Annotated in this window: 20 protein-coding genes; 18 read left to right on the top strand and 2 right to left on the bottom strand. The window is 47.1% G+C overall.

Features of this window, described 5'->3' with window-relative positions:
- The first annotated feature begins 11 nt into the window (after window positions 1–11).
- The 18 genes from AC4PHM_RS12570 to AC4PHM_RS12485 all read left to right on the top strand — a co-directional run bounded on the left by AC4PHM_RS12570 (window position 12) and on the right by AC4PHM_RS12485 (window position 17,242).
- Complete coding sequence (locus AC4PHM_RS12570; protein ID WP_492018105.1) at window positions 12–1,175, top strand: DUF5711 family protein; 1,164 nt, start codon at window positions 12–14, stop codon at window positions 1,173–1,175.
- A gap of 35 nt (window positions 1,176–1,210) precedes the next feature.
- Window positions 1,211–1,894, top strand: a complete 684-nt coding sequence (locus tag AC4PHM_RS12565) for a CvpA family protein (RefSeq protein WP_492018104.1) — start codon at window positions 1,211–1,213, stop codon at window positions 1,892–1,894.
- Window positions 1,895–1,950: 56 nt separating this feature from the next.
- On the top strand, window positions 1,951–2,553 hold the full coding sequence (yedF, locus tag AC4PHM_RS12560) for a sulfurtransferase-like selenium metabolism protein YedF (protein ID WP_492018103.1): 603 nt from the start codon (window positions 1,951–1,953) through the stop codon (window positions 2,551–2,553).
- An 8-nt stretch (window positions 2,554–2,561) separates the two neighbouring features.
- Window positions 2,562–2,837: a putative Se/S carrier protein gene (locus tag AC4PHM_RS12555; protein WP_492018102.1), complete on the top strand. Its 276-nt coding sequence runs from the start codon at window positions 2,562–2,564 to the stop codon at window positions 2,835–2,837.
- Between the two features lies 1 nt (window position 2,838).
- Window positions 2,839–3,057: a DUF951 domain-containing protein gene (locus AC4PHM_RS12550; protein ID WP_291404523.1), complete on the top strand. Its 219-nt coding sequence runs from the start codon at window positions 2,839–2,841 to the stop codon at window positions 3,055–3,057.
- A gap of 236 nt (window positions 3,058–3,293) precedes the next feature.
- Window positions 3,294–4,487, top strand: coding sequence for an aminotransferase-like domain-containing protein (locus AC4PHM_RS12545; RefSeq protein WP_492018101.1), 1,194 nt, complete (start codon window positions 3,294–3,296; stop codon window positions 4,485–4,487).
- 236 nt (window positions 4,488–4,723) lie between these two features.
- On the top strand, window positions 4,724–5,011 hold the full coding sequence (rpsF, locus tag AC4PHM_RS12540) for a 30S ribosomal protein S6 (protein WP_291404525.1): 288 nt from the start codon (window positions 4,724–4,726) through the stop codon (window positions 5,009–5,011).
- A 24-nt stretch (window positions 5,012–5,035) separates the two neighbouring features.
- Entirely contained in the window at window positions 5,036–5,482 is a 447-nt protein-coding gene (locus tag AC4PHM_RS12535) for a single-stranded DNA-binding protein (RefSeq protein WP_492018100.1), read from the top strand.
- Between the two features lie 26 nt (window positions 5,483–5,508).
- On the top strand, window positions 5,509–5,736 hold the full coding sequence (gene rpsR / locus AC4PHM_RS12530) for a 30S ribosomal protein S18 (protein WP_291404527.1): 228 nt from the start codon (window positions 5,509–5,511) through the stop codon (window positions 5,734–5,736).
- Between the two features lie 184 nt (window positions 5,737–5,920).
- Complete coding sequence (locus tag AC4PHM_RS12525) at window positions 5,921–6,883, top strand: YybS family protein (protein ID WP_492018099.1); 963 nt, start codon at window positions 5,921–5,923, stop codon at window positions 6,881–6,883.
- A gap of 4 nt (window positions 6,884–6,887) precedes the next feature.
- The gene (locus AC4PHM_RS12520) at window positions 6,888–8,879 is read left to right on the top strand and encodes a DHH family phosphoesterase (RefSeq protein WP_492018098.1); all 1,992 of its coding nucleotides are present in this window, start codon (window positions 6,888–6,890) and stop codon (window positions 8,877–8,879) included.
- Window positions 8,876–9,319 carry a 50S ribosomal protein L9 gene (rplI, locus tag AC4PHM_RS12515; protein ID WP_492018097.1) on the top strand — a complete coding sequence of 148 codons (444 nt, stop codon included), beginning with the start codon at window positions 8,876–8,878 and terminating at the stop codon, window positions 9,317–9,319. The genes AC4PHM_RS12520 and rplI overlap by 4 nt, the downstream gene beginning before the upstream one ends.
- Window positions 9,320–9,469: 150 nt before the next feature.
- On the top strand, window positions 9,470–10,459 hold the full coding sequence (locus AC4PHM_RS12510) for an AAA family ATPase (protein WP_492018096.1): 990 nt from the start codon (window positions 9,470–9,472) through the stop codon (window positions 10,457–10,459).
- On the top strand, window positions 10,456–11,685 hold the full coding sequence (locus AC4PHM_RS12505) for a DUF58 domain-containing protein (RefSeq protein WP_492018095.1): 1,230 nt from the start codon (window positions 10,456–10,458) through the stop codon (window positions 11,683–11,685). Before AC4PHM_RS12510 ends, AC4PHM_RS12505 begins: the two co-directional genes overlap by 4 nt.
- Before the next feature lie 75 nt (window positions 11,686–11,760).
- On the top strand, window positions 11,761–13,908 hold the full coding sequence (locus AC4PHM_RS12500; protein WP_492018094.1) for a transglutaminase TgpA family protein: 2,148 nt from the start codon (window positions 11,761–11,763) through the stop codon (window positions 13,906–13,908).
- Window positions 13,899–15,239, top strand: coding sequence for a replicative DNA helicase (dnaB, locus tag AC4PHM_RS12495; protein WP_492018093.1), 1,341 nt, complete (start codon window positions 13,899–13,901; stop codon window positions 15,237–15,239). Before AC4PHM_RS12500 ends, dnaB begins: the two co-directional genes overlap by 10 nt.
- Window positions 15,240–15,251: 12 nt before the next feature.
- A complete protein-coding gene (locus AC4PHM_RS12490) occupies window positions 15,252–15,815 on the top strand; it encodes a GNAT family N-acetyltransferase (RefSeq protein WP_492018092.1) in 564 nt (187 codons plus the stop codon).
- A gap of 137 nt (window positions 15,816–15,952) precedes the next feature.
- Entirely contained in the window at window positions 15,953–17,242 is a 1,290-nt protein-coding gene (locus AC4PHM_RS12485) for an adenylosuccinate synthase (protein WP_492018091.1), read from the top strand.
- Between the two features lie 89 nt (window positions 17,243–17,331).
- Here the strand turns inward: AC4PHM_RS12485 and AC4PHM_RS12480 are convergent, their stop codons facing one another.
- Complete coding sequence (locus AC4PHM_RS12480; protein ID WP_492018090.1) at window positions 17,332–18,309, bottom strand: ATP-binding protein; 978 nt, start codon at window positions 18,307–18,309, stop codon at window positions 17,332–17,334.
- 75 nt (window positions 18,310–18,384) lie between these two features.
- Window positions 18,385–19,461: a DnaD domain-containing protein gene (locus tag AC4PHM_RS12475; RefSeq protein ID WP_492018089.1), complete on the bottom strand. Its 1,077-nt coding sequence runs from the start codon at window positions 19,459–19,461 to the stop codon at window positions 18,385–18,387.
- Window positions 19,462–19,488: the final 27 nt, after the last annotated feature.

Genomic DNA, 19,488 nt, shown 5'->3' with positions numbered 1-19,488 from the left:
GGGTGAGCATCATGACAGAAAGCATCCATGAGAAGCTGGATCAGATAAAAAAAAGACGAAGACAGCGGAGAAGACTATCTCTGGCCATGCTGCTGCTGTCGTTTACCATTGTTTTTGGCGCAGGTTATGTCCTATCCCTGATTCGGGAAGCCAGTGGTCTGGGTCCAATTTCAATCGAAAAAATCAATACGATTAATACAACGGCTGAACCTACTTATAAAAAGCAAAGTTTTTTTTATCCGGTAGTCTCCGGTATTATTATGACTGGAAATGAACGGCTCACCTATCTGACGGTCAGAGGTGAGGTTGTTTGGGAAAAAGAGTTCTTTGGCAGTGATATTCTCGCCCACGAAAGAAATGACATGTTTTATATTTGCGACAAGGCTACAGGCGACTATTATGTCCTGGATAAAAAGGGGCAGATCCTATCCAAATTAGAAGGACTGGGAAAAGTCGAACGATTTTTGGTGGGATCAGATGGTTACACTGCGCTTTATTTGAAAAATGATAAGAAAGTTGCCTTGATAAATCCGCAGGGCGTGATGTCTGCGACGATCCCTGTGCCTTATGAGGACATTCTGGATCTCAGGTATTCCGAAGCTATGAAGCTCATTGCCATGTCCGTGCTCGTAGTAGAGAATGATTACTTTCATACCAATGTTCTGATGTTCGGAACTGACGGGAAGATGAGAGGGGCAAGAAATTTCAACAACGCTGTGCTCTACAGGCTTTCTGACGCCGGAGAGGGATTTATTGGATATTCAGATGAGATGATTATTGCCTTTGATGATCAAAATGAGGAGCTTTGGAAGAAAATTATTGATCGAGAAGTAACACGACTTGCTTTTGACCCGTTTGGGAATACACTTCTGAATCTGACGATTCAAAATAAGGCTATTGATGACACCCGGGATAACAATGTGCTGTCCATGTATAATATTGCCGGGGAAAAGGTCTTCGAGCGAAAAATAGAGGTCGTGGTGGACCTGATGGCCATGGGCCCGGATCGAATTGCCTTCCTTGGGGACGGCAAACTCCATATCTTGAATTTTTCAGGAAAATTACTGGGAGTCAAGGTTGTGGACGACAGCCTTCTCGCTTTGGAATGGCTGGATGAGACCCACTTGGGAGTCGAGTATGAAAATCGCTATGAAATTTATTCCTGCAAATATTGACAAGGCATGAAAAGGCATAAAAGGGAGGCGCTTGGGTGGGCTTTAATTTACTTGATCTGATTGTGCTGATCGTGATTTTGGCTACAGCCATTAATGGCTTTAGAAAGGGATTTTTCAGGATGCTGCTCAATTTGACCGGCGTTCTGGCGGCGTTCCTTGTAGCGCTTTACTTTAGGAGCGGTGTAGCCGATTGGCTGTTGTTGAAAACAGAATTTTTCGCTTCCCTTGAACAACGCATTTTTGACAAATTGACGGAACATTTCGCTGCTCAGGCATCAGCTGCTTGGGTGCCATCTGACTCAATAGCGAAAGTGTTGACAATGCCTGAGCTGATGACAGCGGGTCAGTCTGCTTCAGACGTTGTGAATCGCACCTTGTTTGGAGAGCTTTCAAAGAATCTCGCGAATGCGGTGACCCAGGGGTTTGCTTTTATCCTCGTATTCCTGGCAGTTATGCTAATCCTGTTGGTCCTTGGGATCATAACCTCCGCTATATCCGAGCTGCCGCTGCTCAAGCAGGCGAACAAACTGGCTGGACTGGCTCTGGGTGGAGTACTTGGACTGCTCAATGTATGGATCTTAATGATGGTGATAACCTTTCTGATTCCTCTGACAGCGAGCGAATGGCTTATAAATTCCTTGAATGGATCGTCATTAGCCATAAATTTTTACAATCACAATTTACTGCTGTATCTGTTATATTATTTTGTTAGGACATAATTTTCTTTAAACTTATAAATTCAGGCAATGTACCTTTGATCGAGGAGGAGTGCAAGTTGAATCATAAAACTGAAGTGGACGCAAGGGGTCTGCTGTGCCCTAAACCTGTCATACAAACCAAGAAGGCAGTGGATCAGCTCGAATCTGGAGTAGTGACCACTATAGTCGACAATGATACCGCGCGTGAAAATGTCATCAAGTACGCCAAGAGTCAGAATTATCGTTATGAAGTGAAGCAAGCAGATGGTTTTTATTACATCGACATTTACAAAACGGAAGTCATGTATGATTCTGAGATCTTGCCTCAGACAAAGCCTAAACTCTCTGAGATTGTCATTCTGGTGGGGAAAAATACTTTTGGAGAGGGCGACGAAACCCTTGGGGAAGTTCTCATCAAGGGTTATTTTTACACACTTACTGAAATGGAGCCGTACCCAAAATCCATCCTATTTGTCAACAGCGGGGTACATCTTACAACAGAGGGATCACCGGTTCTCGAGTATTTGAGAGCACTGGAATCCAACGGTGTTGAGATCCTGTCGTGTGGTACCTGCCTTGACTATTACCAAGTTAAAGAGAAACTGGCAGCAGGCGGAATTGGAAATATGTACGCTATCGTTGAGACCATGCACAAAGCAAAAAATACAATTCGAATTTAGGAGTCTTTATGTTGGAAAAGAAGTTCTATGTCATTGCATTTGATTCAACCCATTATGCCATCAGCACTGAAAAAAAACTCGCAGCAGTTGGAGCACCTATCACCATGGTGCCGACGCCCCGTGAAATTTCGACAAGCTGCGGGCTTTCTATCAGGATCTTGGATGAGAATCTCGAGAGAGTGCTTGAAGCGCTGAGTGGTGTGTCAAAAGAAGGGATGAAGTTGTTTAGGATAGATCGGACTTCAACTGAGAATAAATCAGTCAAGTTAGAATGGAGGGATTGAGATGCCGCTCGAAATCCAGATTGGGGATATTATTGACACAAAGAAGCCGCATCCCTGTGGCAACAACCGTTTTGAGGTCTTAAGAATTGGGATGGACTTCAGGATACGCTGCATGAAATGCGACAAGCAAATCTGGATTTCCCGGACTAATCTCGAAAAAAGAATTCGAAAAATCGAAAGACAGGGAAGTCTGCTTAAGCCGGAGGATGTTAAAAAATAAAAAATACTAAAAGTTTTGATGAGAACTTAAAAAATTGTAAATTTCCAGTCCCATTCGGCGGAGTCATGATATAATAAGGCTAGTGTCGTGTAAACACTATAACTAGATAGCCAACAGCGATAAAATTACGAGATACCGCGTCGTCTTTCGAAATTCTATCGCTGTGTGTTGTTTAGTTTTAGAATTTACAAGTCACTGGCGATTTTTACTTATTGTACAAAACGGAGGTCGATGTTGTGGCAATTAAGTTCGCGGATAGAATGGAAGGTATTAAAGCTTCTGAAATCAGAGAACTATTAAAATTGACTGTAAGACCTGAGATCATATCATTTGCCGGCGGCTTGCCTGCACCCGAATTGTTCCCGGTTGAAGAGATGAAGGTGGTTTCTGTAAAGGTACTGGAAGAGGCAGGGCGTCAGGCGCTTCAGTACAGTCCAACAGAAGGTTTTGCGCCACTTAGGGAAAAGATTGCCAACCGCATGACGAAAGTCGGTGTCGCAGCCAAAGCAGACGAAATTCTGATTACAACCGGATCACAGCAAGGCTTGGATTTTGCGGGAAAAGTTTTCCTTAATCCTGGAGATTTTGTCGTTTGTGAAAGTCCGAGCTACCTCGGTGCTATCAATGCGTTTAAAGCTTATCAATGTAAATTCATTGAGATTGAAACAGATGATGATGGTATGCTGATCGAAGATCTTGAGAAAAAAATTGCCGCTCATAATAATGTTAAAATGATATATGTCATCCCAGATTTCCAAAATCCAACTGGCAGAACCTGGAGTCTCGAAAGAAGAAGAGGTCTTCTAGACGTTGCGAGGAAATTTGATTTGCCGGTCGTGGAAGATAATCCTTATGGAGAACTTCGATTTGAAGGTGAAATGCTGCCCTCCGTCAAATCCATGGATACGGATGGCCGGGTGATATTCCTCGGGACCTTCTCAAAGACCTTTTGCCCTGGACTTCGCGTGGGCTGGGTATGTGCTGAGGACAGTATCCTGAATAAATTTATAACAGTCAAGCAGGGCGCAGATCTGCAGAGTAACTCTATGACACAGCGCGAACTTGACATGTTTATGGAACTCTACAGCCTGGATGACCATGTTGAAAAGATCAAAGAGGTCTATCGCAAGCGCAGAACGCTGATGCTGGATACCATGAAGCAATATTTTCCTGAAGAGGTGTCCTATACCTATCCAAATGGTGGGCTATTTACCTGGGCAGTGATGCCGCCTAAACTTAACGCGAGAGACTTGATGCTTAAAGCAATTGAAAAGAATGTTGCTTTTGTTCCGGGAGGCTCCTTCTTCCCGAATGGCGGGCAGGAAAATACTATGCGCCTCAATTATTCAAACATGCCGGAAGACCTCATCGTCGAGGGGATCAAACGGCTGGGTGAAGTCCTGCATGACGCAGTAAGAACCATAAAATAAAGGAATAGCAGTAAGGAAGTTCTTTCAGTACATAAATGGATTTAACCAAGGTCAGCTCGACCCTAAGCAAGCAATTTTGCAGGCAAAGGGTTCTGGCCTTGGTTTTATATTTTTCTTGCATCGCTAATTCCAACGTGATATAATGCCTAGGTATGACGGGAGCCCAGTGGCTCCCAGTACTCTCTGTCCGGTCCCAAGAGACCGGGCCAAACAGACCATAGGGAGGTGCAAAATCAATGAGAAACTACGAAACAATCTTCATCCTTAAGCCGACTCTGGAAGAGGAAGTGAGAAAAGAACTGATCAACAAGTTCACTTCTATCATCTCCGCGAATGGCGAAGTCGTGAAAATCGAAGAGTGGGGCAATCGCAAGCTTGCTTACGAAATCGAGAAATTCCGCGACGGTTACTACGTTCTGGTCAACTTCAATGCGGCTCCTTCGCTGCCAATGGAGCTTGAGCGAAACTACCGTATCGCTGACGACGTTATCCGTTACATGATCGTCAATCTTGACGACAAGTAGTCACCAAGGCAGAGGAGTGAAATCATGAATCATGTCGTTTTGATCGGCCGCCTCGTAAGAGATCCTGAGCTGCGTCATATCGCAAGCACTGGAAGAGCGGTCACTAACTTCACACTTGCAATCGACCGAAACCTGAGCCGTGATAAGAAAGCGGAATATCAGCAAAAGGGCATTCCAACTGCAGACTTCATCCGTGTCAATGTATGGGGACGTCAGGCAGAAACGGCAGCCCAGTACCTTACAAAAGGTCGGATGGTCGCTGTAGAAGGGTCAATCACTACGGGTTCGTATAAGACGAATACTGGTGAAACCCGCTATACGACTGAGGTTACGGCAAACAACGTGGAGTTCCTCGAAAAAGCTGATTCAGCCGGACGAAACGGATCCTACAGTGATCCATCAATGGACTATGATCCGGGCGATTTCTCAAACGCATCTGCGGATTTGGATGACGACGAGGTGCCATTCTAGATTAGGGTTAAAGGAGGGAAATAAAGATGGCTGTTATTAAAAGAAGAAAGAAGCGCAAAGGCTGCAGCTTCTGCCAGGAAAAAGCTACTGGAATCGACTATAAAGATACCAGAAAACTTCAACGCTATCTGACGGATCGCGGAAAGATTCTTCCTAGACGTGTTACCGGCAACTGCGCCAAGCACCAACGTGCTTTGACTGTTGCGGTTAAGCGCTCAAGAATCATTGCACTGCTTCCGTTCGTCAACGAATAGAATCAGAGGTTAAAGAAGTTGTTGCGGTCAGACAAAGTGCTGAACGGGATGGCTTCTTTTTTTATGTCTATCATCATAAGCAGATAATGTCGGCTCAAACTGAATGCGGTTCGATTTGCAATCACTGTCGGATATTGTATAATATAAGGTAGCATTTCATTGAACCACTAGAGGAGCTGAGCTGTTGAATCCAAGATCCAGAACCAGATCCATGACAGAAACAGGTATCGTTGCCGCCATTGGGGCAGTTGCCACCATAATGGGATATTATATTCCATTTCTCAATATATTTTTAATCTTCACTGCCATACCTTTTGCCATAATTACACTACGTAACGGGATTTCCTATGGAATCTCCGGGGCTGTTATTGCCTCTGTCATAGTCGCCATGGCTACGAATCCAATTTCAGCCTTGATAACACTTTTTTCAAGCGGCTTTAATGGCATCTTTTTAGGGATCGTTGTTAAAAAGCAATTTAAAGCTTGGCCGGCTATAGTCGTGACAACATTGGCAACGCTCTTTTCGCTCTATTTATCCTACTATGTCGTATTGCCGCTCACGGGTGTTGATCTGAATGTTCAGATGGACCAGATGATTGCGGAAATGAAGGTCACTATGGAAGTTATGCAAAACAGTATGAATGCTGACGCTCAGGCAACAGAAGAAAGTGCCAGACTTCTCGAGAGCTATACGCGGAATATGAAGCTGCTCATCCCCTCAGCCATTGTCATGAGCGCGTTAGTGAGCGCGGCTGCAAACTATCTTCTGTTCAGAGCTATTCTCAAACGTATGGGCGTCGCATTGCCAGAAATGCAGCCCTTTCGGGAATTCAGGCTGCCGGGCAGTGTCTTTTTTGGAATGCTGATTATGATTGTTATGAGTTATCTGGCGGGTTACTTTAAACTGATCCAGTCGGAAGCACTTCTGGCCAACGTCTACATGGTGTTTTCCATGGCTTTTGTTCTACAGGGTGCAGCGGTGATTGTCTATTTCTTCAAGCGCATTCCAGGCCAAAAATTACTCAAATGGCTGCTGGTCTTCATGCTGGTTTTTACCGGCGGAACTGTTTATTTGGCGCTGCTTGGAATGTCAGATGTCATGCTGAATTTTCGAAAACGGTATGAAAACCGTTTAATGATGAGGTGATGAAATGGGAAATGCCAAATTCCTCAAATTATTTAAGCCGGATGCGAAAATCTATCTCGGCATCATAGGCGTTCTCGTTCTGATCCTGATGTTTTATAACCCTTATATAGGCGCTATAGGCGTATTGGTATTGATTTACCTCAATGTCTATGCCTGGCGGTCGAGCAGGCAGAGAAACAAACGCTGGCAAAAGTATATTGAAGAATTGTCGAGCGACATCGATTCCGCCGCCAGGTACGCGATCCTCAATTTGCCTATACCGCTGACACTGGTGGACTTTGACGGCAGAATCACCTGGTACAACTCCAAATTCAGCGAGATCATAGATGAACGCGAACTGATCGGTGCAGAGCTGGAAGGCGTAGTCCCCAGCTTGGACCTCGATGAGATCTTGAATAAGAACGAGTCGCCAGATGTTAAGGTTGGTGAGCGCTATTATAAAGTATACGCCAACGTCGTCAAAACAGACGAAAAGGATGCTTCCAGGGTCATAGTGATGCTATACTGGATTGACGCGACGCCATTCAGAGTGCTTAAGGACCAGTACGAGGATGAGCGCCCTGTGGTCGCTCTAATCCAAGTGGACAACTATGATGATGTGATGAGTGAAACCAAGGAGGACAAACGGCCGTTTCTCACCTCGGAAATCGACCAGAAGGTCAATCTATGGGCTTCCCGCATGAATGCGCTAATCAAAAAATATCAGACAGACAAATATCTCGTGCTCTTCGAGGAGCGGTATCTTGAGAATCTCGAAGCGAAACGGTTTTCAATTTTGGACGATATCCGTGAAATTGAAGTGGGCAACAAATTTCCTATGACCCTGAGTATTGGGGTAGGCGTTAATGGCAGAAATCTCAACCAAGCTGAAGAGTATGCCTTCAGTGCTCTGGAGCTGGCGCTTGGAAGGGGCGGCGACCAGGCTGTTGTCAGGAAGAGGGGCAATTTCGAATTCTATGGCGGCAAGGCTAAAGCGGTCGAAAAAAGAAACAGAGTAAAAGCGAGAATTATTGCTCACGGTCTCAGACCTCTGATTGATGAAGCATCCAACGTCATCATTATGGGGCATAAGTACCCTGATATGGACTGCTATGGCTCTGCGATCGGGATCTACAGGGCGGTCATCAACCGTGGCAAGGATGCGCATATCGTTTTGACGAGTGCCAATGAAGCGATCAAGAGCGTTCATAAAATGTTTTCTGACAATCCGGTTTATCATTTTGTAACAGGGGAACAAGCTTTAAATATGGTACAGAAAGATACGCTTCTGGTCATTGTGGATACCCATCGCCCAAGTTATACCGAATGCCCGGAATTGCTCGAAAAAATTTCAAGAGTCGTATTGATCGATCATCACAGAAGAGGAACTGAGTTTGTTGAAAATACCGCGTTGAAGTATCACGAACCCTATGCGTCCTCAACTTGTGAATTAGTCACTGAAATTTTGCAGTACATGGACAACAAAGTCACGGTTGAAAAAATTGAAGCCGAAGCTCTAATGGCCGGCATTGCTGTCGATACCAAAAACTTCACATTCAAGACGGGCGTTCGTACGTTTGAGGCAGCCTCTCTGCTCAGGCGCTTCGGTGCGGACACAACCGTTGTCCGGCAGTTGTTTCAGGATGATCTTGAAACCTTTATCGCCAAGTCGACCATTGTTGGCAGCGCCAAGCTGTATGACCACGGCATTGCAATTTCTTACTGTCTGGAAGATATTCCTAACGCCCAATTGATCGCGGCACAGGCAGCAGATGAGCTTCTCGATATCCGGGGGATTTCAACCTCGTTTGTCATTTCAGTCAACAAAGACCAATTGATTTTCATCAGCGGCAGATCTCTCGGCGACGTCAACGTTCAGATCATCCTGGAAAAAATAGGCGGCGGCGGCCATATGACGGTAGCGGGCGCCCAGCTTTCCGGCTGTTCGCTTGAGGAAGCTACGAATCAGTTGCTGAAAGCCATAAAGGACTATTTTGAGGAAGGTGATAAGTCATGAAAGTCATACTATTGAAGGACATTAAAGGAACAGGGAAAAAAGGACAAGTTATTGAAGCAAGTGATGGCCATGCTCGCAATTATTTGTTTCCAAGGGGACTGGCGAAACCCGCTACAGATTCCAGCGTTCGCGAACTGGAGCATCAGAAGGCGTCTGCGGATAAACGCAAAGAAAAGGAACTGGATGAATCCAAAGCGATGGCTGGGCAGCTCGAGGCGATCAGCTTAAAATTTGCGGTGAAGATTGGCGAAGGCGGAAAGCTGTTTGGCTCCATTACGACAAAAGACGTTGCTGAAGCCCTCGAAAAACAATATGGCATCAAGGTAGACAAGAAGAAACTTGAGCTCGCTCCGATCAAGTCCACTGGAACAACGCAAGCTGAAGTCAAGCTGGCTCACGGCGTTCACGCCAACGTCAAAATTGAAGTCGTTGAAGGCTGATCAGGACCAAGTGCCATGTAAATTGCAGACTGTAATTAGTAAAGCTTAAGTATTTGCCTGGCACCCGTCTCTCATAGCTACTGTTAACCGACCCTGCTGATGAACGAACTTCTTCATGCAGGGTTTTTTCAGAAGGAGAGTGAATTCACTGTGGTCACAGTACCTGAACCCGGAAATGCCGCAACTTCTGAACAGAATCCAAAGGCTTACTGCAGAGCCAGGCTGATAGAAATGGAGCAATCAATGCGCCGGTTTTTCATGGGACGCGAAGAGACCCTGAAGATGGTGCTTGGGGCTTTTTTCAGCGATGGTCATGTCCTGGTGGAGGATGTGCCAGGCGTCGGTAAAACCACACTTGCTAAAACACTCGCTCAGTGCATGGAAGTGGCATTCAGAAGAATTCAATTTACTCCGGACCTCATGCCTTCGGATGTCATAGGGGTAAGTCTCTTCGACCTCAAATCCGGCACCTTTAATTTCAAGCGCGGTCCGGTTTTTACGAATATCCTGATGGCAGACGAAATTAACAGATCTTCACCCAAAACGCAGTCCAGTCTGCTGGAGGCAATGGAAGAGAGACAGGTTACTATGGATGGACAGGTGTATCCCCTCGAAAGACCATTTATGGTCATCGCGACGCAAAATCCTGTCGAGTTCGAAGGGACGTTTCCCCTCCCTGAAGCGCAGCTGGATCGGTTTATGGTGAGAATTGACATTGGCTATCCAGATGCTCAAACAGAGATAGATATTCTGAAAAAGGAAACTTTGCTTCAGGAATACCCAATGAGCCAACCCATATCCAAGACGGATCTACTGATGATTCGAGAGACGGTTGCGGCAATAGAAGTCAGCGATGCCATCTACAGTTACGTGCAAAGGCTCCTGGACGCTTCCAGGCACCATCACGATCTGCACTACGGATTAAGTCCAAGAGCGGGGATCGCCATGGTCAGAATGTCGAAATTTATGGCACTCATGGCAGACCGACCTTATGTGACGCCGGATGACATTCGCCTGGTGGTCTTTCCCGTCATGGCCCACCGCCTTGTTATTAAACCAGACGCCATGTATCGCGGCATAACTGAGCGCGAGGTCGTTCGTCAATTGATCGAGATGGTTCCGGTGGCGAAAAAACAATGACCAGAGTGTTTGAGGTTGATCGCGGCGTCCTTCTAAGAATTCTGATGGTGGTGTCAGTCTCGATCCTATTGGTGCTGATTACCGGCGCCAAGTTTTTCTATCTGACAACGGCCCTCCTGTTGGGCGTCTTCCTGGTGGACGGGTTAATTCTCTGGACCAATATCCTCCTTCTCGTATCGACTTTTCACATAAGCGCCTCAGTCTTGACAGCCGGTGAAACCCTGACAATCCAGTACCGGCTGCTGAATAATTCAATTCTTCCAATTTTTCATTTGTCAGTAAAACCCGTCATTTCAAAGGAACTTGGCGAGGTCGAGTTTGATTTCAGACATTATGCGTTCAGGCCTTATGAAATCCAGCAAATCGAACGCCAACTGACGTGTGATCGAAGAGGGTTTTACACGGCAGGAGAGATTGTCATCAAACTCAGCGATCCTCTGAAGCTTATGACCTGGACCATGACCAGGCTGAAGCCTATTGAGGTTGCCGTTTATCCCAGAGTCTATCCATATCGAAAGCCTAAGCTCGAGGCAGTGGAGCTCTTTGGGGCACGTCGTTCCTCAGATCAGCGAAAGGAAGACCAGACCTCGGTGAAATCCGTCAGGAAGTATCACGAAGGCGACAGCGCTCGCAGCATCCATTGGGCACTCACCGCGAAAATGGCGGAGCTTCAGGTTAAAGAGTACTCTAACGCCAGCAGCAAAAAGACCTATGTGTTTGCCGATGGTTACGAATCCCCTCAAATCGCCGAAAGTCCCTCCGAAGCGAAAGCTTCAGCGCTCCGTTTCGACGGCATCGCAGAAGTGGCAGCGTCCATCCTGACCGTGCTGCTGAGAGAGGGCACTGAAACCGTGATGCTGATCAATGATCGACACCGAACGGAAGCCCACGGCAGACAGTACCGCCATCTAGGTCTGTTTATGGATAAACTCACCGCTTTTTTGCCGGATGGCCCCTTGGCCTTTCCGGAATTTCTGAGCCGTGAATCCAGACGCTTTCAGGAAGGCGCAGAGTTGATCGTGATTTGCGGACCGCTGGATCCTGTGATGCTGGAGACGCTGAGAAGTTTGGTGAAACGACATTTCAGAGTGATCTGCTATAGCCTGGATCCCGAATGGGACGCTATAGGTCCGCATCAAACCAATGAAATGACCCAATCAGTTCAAGAAGTCAAAAATCTTCAGATTTTCAAACTGTCTGAAGCGTCAGCGCTGTCTAAGTTATAAATTACGTTATCCATGCGCAGGGTAATGACCGGCACCTTGCCGTTGATGCGCCACAGCCGCAGGAGGTGAGCTTATATGCCGCAAAACGATAGGATCCCTCTGGTCCTTGCAGGATTGATGCTGGCGGGCATGCTCGTGCACCTCCGCGCTGTGACGGGAATTGAGGCGTCATCCCTTTTTATTGGTGTGCTGACGGTCAGTTCGGTAGGGGCGATTTTCGGTGCTGAGCGCTTTCCAGCCTTCAGAGTGATGGCGCTCATTGGAAGTCTGATCCTGGTTTTAATGATGCTGGTGAGTCCGGTGAGCCTTCATCCCCTCATGCCTGCCTATCAGGCAATGAAAGCGGCCCAAACTTTTGAGCAGGTTTTGATGGGATTTCGTGGTTTCTCAAACCTGTTCAATAGTCTCTTTTATTACGCCCTGGATTACGAAAAATATCCTTTTCAATCACCGCAGCTGTTTTTCGCTCTGCTCGCCTGGGGGCTGGCTTTACCGGCGTGGCTGATCTTCAGGAATCCCAAAGGCAGACGAGTAAAACTTTTTTTGCCGATGGTTGTGCTACTGTTCGCCTGGTTTCAAGGTTATAGGATTGATACAGGCTTTATGCTTTACTTTGCCGGTTATACGGGATATTTATTCACCACTTCCGGTGAGCGCGGCTACAGTGGCCTACTCCTGTCTGGACTGGCCATCCTTATTGGAATTGGCATTTATACGGTTTTTCCGGTGGAAAAGACCATCCAGCTGCTGGACGAACGTTTCGGCCAAGTCGCTTGGTTGAGGTCAGAATATTCACCATTTTCAGGTGGAAATTTTAGTTTCTCAGATACGATCTATGAACCCCTTGGCGAAAATCGCCTGGGAGGCCCGGTTACCCTGAGACGGGACCGCGTTTTTTCGGTACGCAGCGATCACGGTGGCCATTTGTATCTCAGAGGACGCGTCCTGACGATCTATGACGGAAAGTCTTGGCAGAGAGAGGCAGGCGAAATTGAAAACTTCTATCTTGATCAGCCGGCGCCGCTCAGAGGGTCTGGAGAAGTTGGGTATGATCTCGAGATCTTTGGAATCGACTTAAATACAAAAACCTTGTTCGCACCCCTTGGCGTTGCGGGTATTGACGTCCCACACGGGATTCTGCGGCGAGACCGCTATGGGATCATTTATTTGGACCGGCTGATTGAGTCACTCGAAAATGGTTACCGTCTCGCGACAATTGAGCCACAACCCAGCCGCCTGGAATCAGGGATTGAGTATTTTCAACTTCCCGAAGATTACTCCGATGAAGTCAAGTCATTGACGGCCTCTCTGACAGCCCAGGCAGCAGATACACGCGGCAAGGCAGAAGCCATTCGGGATCACCTTCTGACCTTGACGTACAACTTAAGTCCTTCCGTACCTGGTGATGACGTGGATTTTGTGGAACATTTCCTGTTTGAAGAGCAGCAGGGCTACTGCACCTACTTTGCCAGTGCCATGGTCGTCATGTCCAGGGCAGCCGGCATCCCTGCCCGCTACGTAGAGGGTTTTCTCACACCTTATGAGCCAAATGCTGACGGTGATTACATTGTCACCGCAGACCGGGCGCACGCTTGGGCCGAGCTCTATCTTGACGGCCGGTGGACCGTCATGGAAACCACACCTGCATATGTGGCGGAAACCGTAACGACGGATAATGGTTCAGCGCCAGTCCTGGAGCCAAATGCAACCGTCGACCTCCCTGTACGGCCTCAAGATGACATGGAAGAAGACCCTTTTGAAGCAGATGGTCAACCGTCTCAGCGCTTTCCTGCTTACGTTGTGTGGCTGAGTGTTACAGCACTGCTCCTCATTCTATTGATTTTGGCATTTTTTGTTCGCCGATGGTGGCTGGACACCCATAATGAAATTCATCTGACTATCAAGCTGGCGGATGACGTCATGACGCTCCTGATTCTGAAATGCGGCCTTGACGCCTGGACTGGAATGACACCGAAAGAAGTCATTTATCAATGTGCCTCACAGATGCCTGGTCAAAACGCAGATCACTCTGCGAGCATAGACCCTTCAAAACTTACTGGCTGGGTTGAAAATGCCTACTATGGCAATTACAGAGACGAATTGACAGCATCGTCGCTAAAACAATTTAGAGACGACTTTGTCAAGGGGGAGCGCAACTGGGTAAAAAAATGCTGGTATTTGTACTGGATTTACTTGAAAGGGGAAAGATCAACATGGAGTTGAATCCGAAACTGCCTCCGCACAATATTGAGGCGGAGCAGTCGGCGCTTGGCGCCATGATTCTGGATAAAGGCGCCATCAGTGATGTGGTTGAGATCATTGAGAGCGGAGATTTCTACAAAGAGGCCCATAGCGAGATTTTCAGCGCCATACTAAGGCTATATGGAAGAAATGAGCCGGTGGATATTGTAACACTGTCGGACGACCTTACCAGAGCTGGCATGCTGGAAGCCGTGGGCGGCATTGAGTACCTGTCGGACCTGACGAGTTTTGGCGTCTTGTCGACCAACGCGCGTCACTACGCAACAATAATTGAAGAAAAATCCATGCTCAGAACTTTAATCCGAACGTCATCAGAAGTTTTGGAGAGAGGTTATGATAACGAAGGTGCGGACACGCTGCTTGAGTTTGCCGAGCAGACCATCTTCGATATTTCACAAAAGAAAAACAGGATGGGACTCGAACCAATAAGAGAAGTTCTTATTAAGGCCTATGAGCGCATTGAAGCGCTGTATGCCTCAAAAGCTTCAATTACGGGTTTGTCAACGGGCTTCAAGGATTTGGATTATAAATTGAGCGGTCTGCAAAAGTCGGATTTGGTCTTGGTTGCTGCGCGACCTTCTATGGGGAAAACCGCATTTGCATTGAATCTTTGCCAGAATGCTGCGCTGCGCAACGACGCTTCTGTCGCGGTCTTCAGTCTCGAGATGAGCAAAGAGCAGCTGGTACAGCGTATGCTGAGCTCAGAAGCCCAGATCCCCATGCAGAACATGAGAAATGGCAAGCTGGCCGAGGATGACTGGGTGGCATTGACAAAGGCGATGTCCAAACTCTCTGCCGCGCAGATTCATATTGATGATACTCCGGCGATAACACCTTTGGAGCTTAGAGCCAAATGCCGGCGTCTTAAAATGGAAAAAGGTCTGGACATGATCATGATAGACTACCTTCAGCTCATGAATGTCTCCGGACGCGCTGAGTCGAGACAGCAAGAGATTTCGACCATTTCAAGGTCGCTGAAGGCTATCGCCCGTGAAATGGATTGCCCGGTAGTGGCACTCAGCCAGCTTTCGCGTGCACCGGAACTTCGAGCCGACCATCGTCCAATGCTCTCTGACCTTAGAGAATCAGGCGCGATCGAGCAGGATGCGGACGTCGTCATGTTCCTTTATAGGGACGAGTATTACGACAAAGAGTCAGAGCGCAAGAATATCGCTGACCTGATTATCGCCAAGCAGCGTAACGGCGAGGTGGGTGATGTCGAGCTGGTTTGGCTGGGACAATACGCAAAATTCGCCGACAAAGCCCACTATGTGGACGAACCGGTTTTCTAGGAGGTATGTCGATTGCCTGATGTTGAGGTGCGCCCGCTGAGGCTGAGAGACGTGGCACAAATGGCACGATGGGGAAAGCATGAGGATCTCCGGTTTCAAGCTTACAATTTTATAGGGCGCAATTTTTCGGATTTTTTGTCCTGGTACCTCATGAAGCGTCAGCCCTTCAGAAAATGGGTCTACGGCGTATTTGCAGATCAACTCCTGATAGGTTATATCACCGTGAAGCAGTTCCACAGAGAACAGAAGTCAGCGGAAATGGGCATCAGCTTCAATCCCGACTGGACCTCCAAAGGCTTTGGCACTAAAGCGGTGAAACGATATCTTGAACTTGTTTTTGAACGGTTTGACCTCGAGCGGGTGTGGCTCAAGACGGCATCCTTTAATGCCAGGGCGATCCGTTGCTATGAGAAAGCCGGCTTCGTGAAGTATGATCTGCAGCGTGAGCCCTATGAAGATCAATCCATGCCGCTTACGCTGGTCAATCAATGGCCGGAGTGGTTCGAGTATCACGATGAACTGGCTTGGATGGATTACCTCTATATGGAGATCGAGAAACGTGATATTCAAAAATAATGTTCGTTATAATACGAACAATAAGTGCTCTTGCTGAACAAATATACGAAAAACGTTTGACTTTATGACGTAACTCTGTTACGATAATGCCTGTGATCAATTAAACCAAGAATATCCAATCTAATGAGGTGACCAGAATGGCAACAGTCGTCATAGTAGGCGCTCAGTGGGGCGACGAAGGCAAAGGAAAAGTGATCGACTATCTTGCGCGTGAAGCAGATGTCGTCGTTCGCGCACAGGGCGGCAATAATGCCGGCCATACTGTAGTTGTCGGTGATAAAAAGTACGCACTCCACCTGATCCCTTCAGGCGTGCTCAATCCGGATGCTCTGAATCTGATAGGCAACGGCGTCGTTTTTGATCCGGAAGGCTTTTTGAAGGAAATTGAGGGACTTAAAAAAGACGGTGTTGCCACGGACAAGATCAAAGTCAGTGAGCGCGCGCATCTTATATTCCCATACCATAAAGAAATCGACCGCCTTTCTGAAGAAGCGCTGGGCGACATGAAAATTGGCACGACTAAAAAGGGCATAGGTCCATGCTATATGGATAAAGTAGAAAGAATTGGGCTTCGGGTCGGCGACATGGAAGACTGGGACCGCTTTGAAGCTCACCTCCGAAGCAATATCCGCAGAAAGAATGACATCATTGTCAAACTTTACGGCGGCTCACCGCTTTCTGAGGATGCCATGGTGGCAGATTACAAGGTCTTTGCAGCGCAGGTTCTGCCTTTTGTGGCAGATACGGGGATTCTCGTTCACGACGCCGTTATGGAAGGCAAAAAGGTACTTTTGGAAGGTGCTCAGGGGACCATGCTGGACGTGGACTACGGCACTTATCCGTATGTTACGAGCTCCCATCCGGTTTCCGGCGGCTTTGCCGTGGGTTGCGGCATAGGTCCGAACCAGATCGAGGAAGTTCTGGGCATTGCTAAAGCCTATACGACCCGAGTTGGAATGGGGCCATTCGTCACCGAGCTGGATGACGAAGTGGGCAACGCAATCCGAATCAAAGGCAATGAGTTTGGTACGACCACCGGACGCGCAAGACGCTGCGGCTGGCTGGACGCGGTAGTGCTCAGGTACTCAGCGCGCATCAATGGTATGACCTCTGTAGCGCTGATGCTCCTCGACGTCCTCGGAGGATTTGAAGAAATCAAGATCTGTACGGGGTACCGTTACAAGGATGAGATTCTCACGGAGTATCCGGCGAAGCTTTCCGTTCTGGAAGCCTGTGAGCCTGTCTATGAGGTCTTTGAGGGCTGGCAGGAGGATTTGAGCACCATTGAGACTTACGACGCGCTGCCGGTCAACGCAAAGCGCTACATTGAGCGTATTGAAGCACTCATGGGTATTCCGGTAAAAATCGTGTCAGTGGGCCCGAAGCGAGACCAGACCATTGTGCGCGGGGCTATTTACAGAGCGTAAATTTATCAATAGTTAACGGAAAAGGGAAGTTTGGTGATGGATGTCACCAACTTCCCTTTTAATGTTTTTGATTTCATGGGACTCATCTGTCACACTTCCCAGCGGAGATCCTTGCCATAGAAGTAGAGAAAGCGAAATTCACCGAACAGCCTGGACGCGACGCGCTCACTATAGGTTTCTCGGAGCTGAACCGGCGTCAGGTTGGTGGAGAGAATCATAGGCTTCTGTCTGAGCAGGCGTGTATTGATGAGGTTGAAAATCTCGGTATTTGTAAAGGTATTCACCATTTCTGTACCCAGATCATCAATAATCAGCAGATCAGACTCAAAGAGCATCTGATAGGCTTCCGCTGCTTCCGAGCGGCCCGCTTCGCTGAAGGTGTACTTCTCCAGAAGTTTGATCAGGCCGAACGCCGTCTGGTAAATCACGGTGTGTCCTTTATCCAGCAGAGATTTAGCAATCGCATGGCACAAAAAGGTTTTTCCCAAGCCGGTTGCGCCGTAAAACAGAAGATTGTCGTATTTGTTACCAAACTCGTGAACAAAACCCTCACTTATGGAAAGGATTTCATTCATATTTGCACGAGGTGTAAGGGCTTCACTTCTGAAAGGCTCATCACTGAAAAGCGACATATCAAAGGTGGAAAAATTCTCGCGGCTCAGAACGCCTTTCAGATTGGACATATCATAAGCGTACTCAATGAGCTGCTGGCGGTAACATTTGCAAAGGCGACCATCCGGAAGATGACCGGTGTCCGAGCATAGGGGGCAGGTATAGCGCAGTTCCGCATAATCGAGAGGAAAATTGTGCTCAGTCATGAGAAAGGCCCGTTCGTTCTTTAGTTTCTTCAGGGCTTCTTCCAAGTCTTTAACTGCTTTGTCTGGATCAAGATGGCCGTAAAGGACCAACTTAGAAAGTTTTAGACCCGTTCTTGAAATTTCCTCATCTATGGCACGAATCTGTGGAACTCTATCATAGATTTCATTTTTTCGCCGTTCCTGATCGTATCTGGCACGATCACGGCGCATTTGGTAAGCGCTTTGGATGTCGCGGATTCGATTTTTCATATGATATGTCCGGCAAACAGGCTTGCTGAGGCACTGCTCCAGATCCGATCCTCCTTGTTAATAGACGTGAGCTCGTTACTTTTTGGACCGCAATAGCTTTTCGAGATCCTCCGGAGAATAGTCATCTCTCTTGGGTTCAAATTCATGGAATCGATTTTTAGAACTGGTTTTTATGGGTTCCCTCAACTTTGAGGTGCTCTGTGACTCAGGGCCGGAGGCCTTTGCAGAGGCTCGTTCCGCCATGTAGGTCTTATATTTTTCAATAGTATCAATCTTATTTTCAACAAGGTTGCGCACGACCGTATCCATATAATTCATATTGGCGTTTGAGGTTCTTTTGCTGGCTTCCTTGATGACTTCACACAAAAAATCAAGATCCAGCTGGTCTCTGTCAATCCAACGGTCAATAATTTCACGGTCTCCGCCTGATACCGTTCTGTTGCTGTATCCCAGAAGCCTGTAAATCTTTCTGTAAGCGGCGTATGCCTTACCGCTTGACTTCATGAGTTCCTCGGCTTCCTCCGGGCTAAGTATACCCTGATCATACCAGCTGCGCAGGACGGCTCCGACATAATTGACGTTCTTTACATTCTTTTGTTCGACAGAATATAGGAAGGCTTTAATAATCAGTTCAGGTGACAGATTGAATTCAAATACCCAGCTTAAGACTTCGGTGCGCTCATTTGGCGTGAGCTGCCGCCGCATGATCTGATCAATGCTGTAAAACATATCCCTTATCTCGGCGTTTTTCATTGAATCGATCAAATCCCCTGAAGAAGGTTTGGAGTGATCTGGTTCCAAATTTTTTGGAGCAAAATTATTGTCGAGATAGAGTTGTCGCAGAGATAAAAATTCAACATCATAATCATTAGACATACCGTGAGCTTCTTCTTTTGAATGCTTCGCAATGATTTTCTTTTTTTCCCAAAAATCCCAAGCGGATAATACATCTTCCAACGGTATGTTTAAATGGCGAGAAATGGAACGGTGGTCGCTTTTTATACTTAAATTTGCATCTCGTGCCAATTTATATCCTAAAAGGTAAACTTTTACAAAAGTTCCATTAGCCATTGGCATAAAATCGTTAATAAATATATTTTCTATGGAAGTAGTACCAAAATCAACCTTTTCTTCTTGTAGGTGGAATCCCATGGCATTCCCTGCTTTCTATTGAAAATA

Source organism: Acidaminobacter sp. QWL-03, assembly GCF_058683855.1.
The sequence above is the reverse complement of the archived record's forward strand: the minus strand, read 5'-3'. Positions and strand labels throughout refer to the sequence as shown.

Excerpts from the sequence above, each read along its gene's own strand:
- AC4PHM_RS12505 (WP_492018095.1), top strand. The coding sequence starts at position 10,456 with ATGACCAGAGTGTTTGAGGTTGATCGCGGCGTCCTTCTAAGAATTCTG.
- AC4PHM_RS12485 (WP_492018091.1), top strand. The coding sequence starts at position 15,953 with ATGGCAACAGTCGTCATAGTAGGCGCTCAGTGGGGCGACGAAGGCAAA.
- AC4PHM_RS12570 (WP_492018105.1), top strand. The coding sequence starts at position 12 with ATGACAGAAAGCATCCATGAGAAGCTGGATCAGATAAAAAAAAGACGA.
- AC4PHM_RS12475 (WP_492018089.1), bottom strand. The coding sequence starts at position 19,461 with ATGGGATTCCACCTACAAGAAGAAAAGGTTGATTTTGGTACTACTTCC.
- AC4PHM_RS12550 (WP_291404523.1), top strand. The coding sequence starts at position 2,839 with ATGCCGCTCGAAATCCAGATTGGGGATATTATTGACACAAAGAAGCCG.
- rpsF (WP_291404525.1), top strand. The coding sequence starts at position 4,724 with ATGAGAAACTACGAAACAATCTTCATCCTTAAGCCGACTCTGGAAGAG.
- AC4PHM_RS12480 (WP_492018090.1), bottom strand. The coding sequence starts at position 18,309 with ATGAAAAATCGAATCCGCGACATCCAAAGCGCTTACCAAATGCGCCGT.
- rplI (WP_492018097.1), top strand. The coding sequence starts at position 8,876 with ATGAAAGTCATACTATTGAAGGACATTAAAGGAACAGGGAAAAAAGGA.
- AC4PHM_RS12535 (WP_492018100.1), top strand. The coding sequence starts at position 5,036 with ATGAATCATGTCGTTTTGATCGGCCGCCTCGTAAGAGATCCTGAGCTG.
- AC4PHM_RS12555 (WP_492018102.1), top strand. The coding sequence starts at position 2,562 with ATGTTGGAAAAGAAGTTCTATGTCATTGCATTTGATTCAACCCATTAT.
- rpsR (WP_291404527.1), top strand. The coding sequence starts at position 5,509 with ATGGCTGTTATTAAAAGAAGAAAGAAGCGCAAAGGCTGCAGCTTCTGC.
- AC4PHM_RS12500 (WP_492018094.1), top strand. The coding sequence starts at position 11,761 with ATGCCGCAAAACGATAGGATCCCTCTGGTCCTTGCAGGATTGATGCTG.
- AC4PHM_RS12520 (WP_492018098.1), top strand. The coding sequence starts at position 6,888 with ATGGGAAATGCCAAATTCCTCAAATTATTTAAGCCGGATGCGAAAATC.
- dnaB (WP_492018093.1), top strand. The coding sequence starts at position 13,899 with ATGGAGTTGAATCCGAAACTGCCTCCGCACAATATTGAGGCGGAGCAG.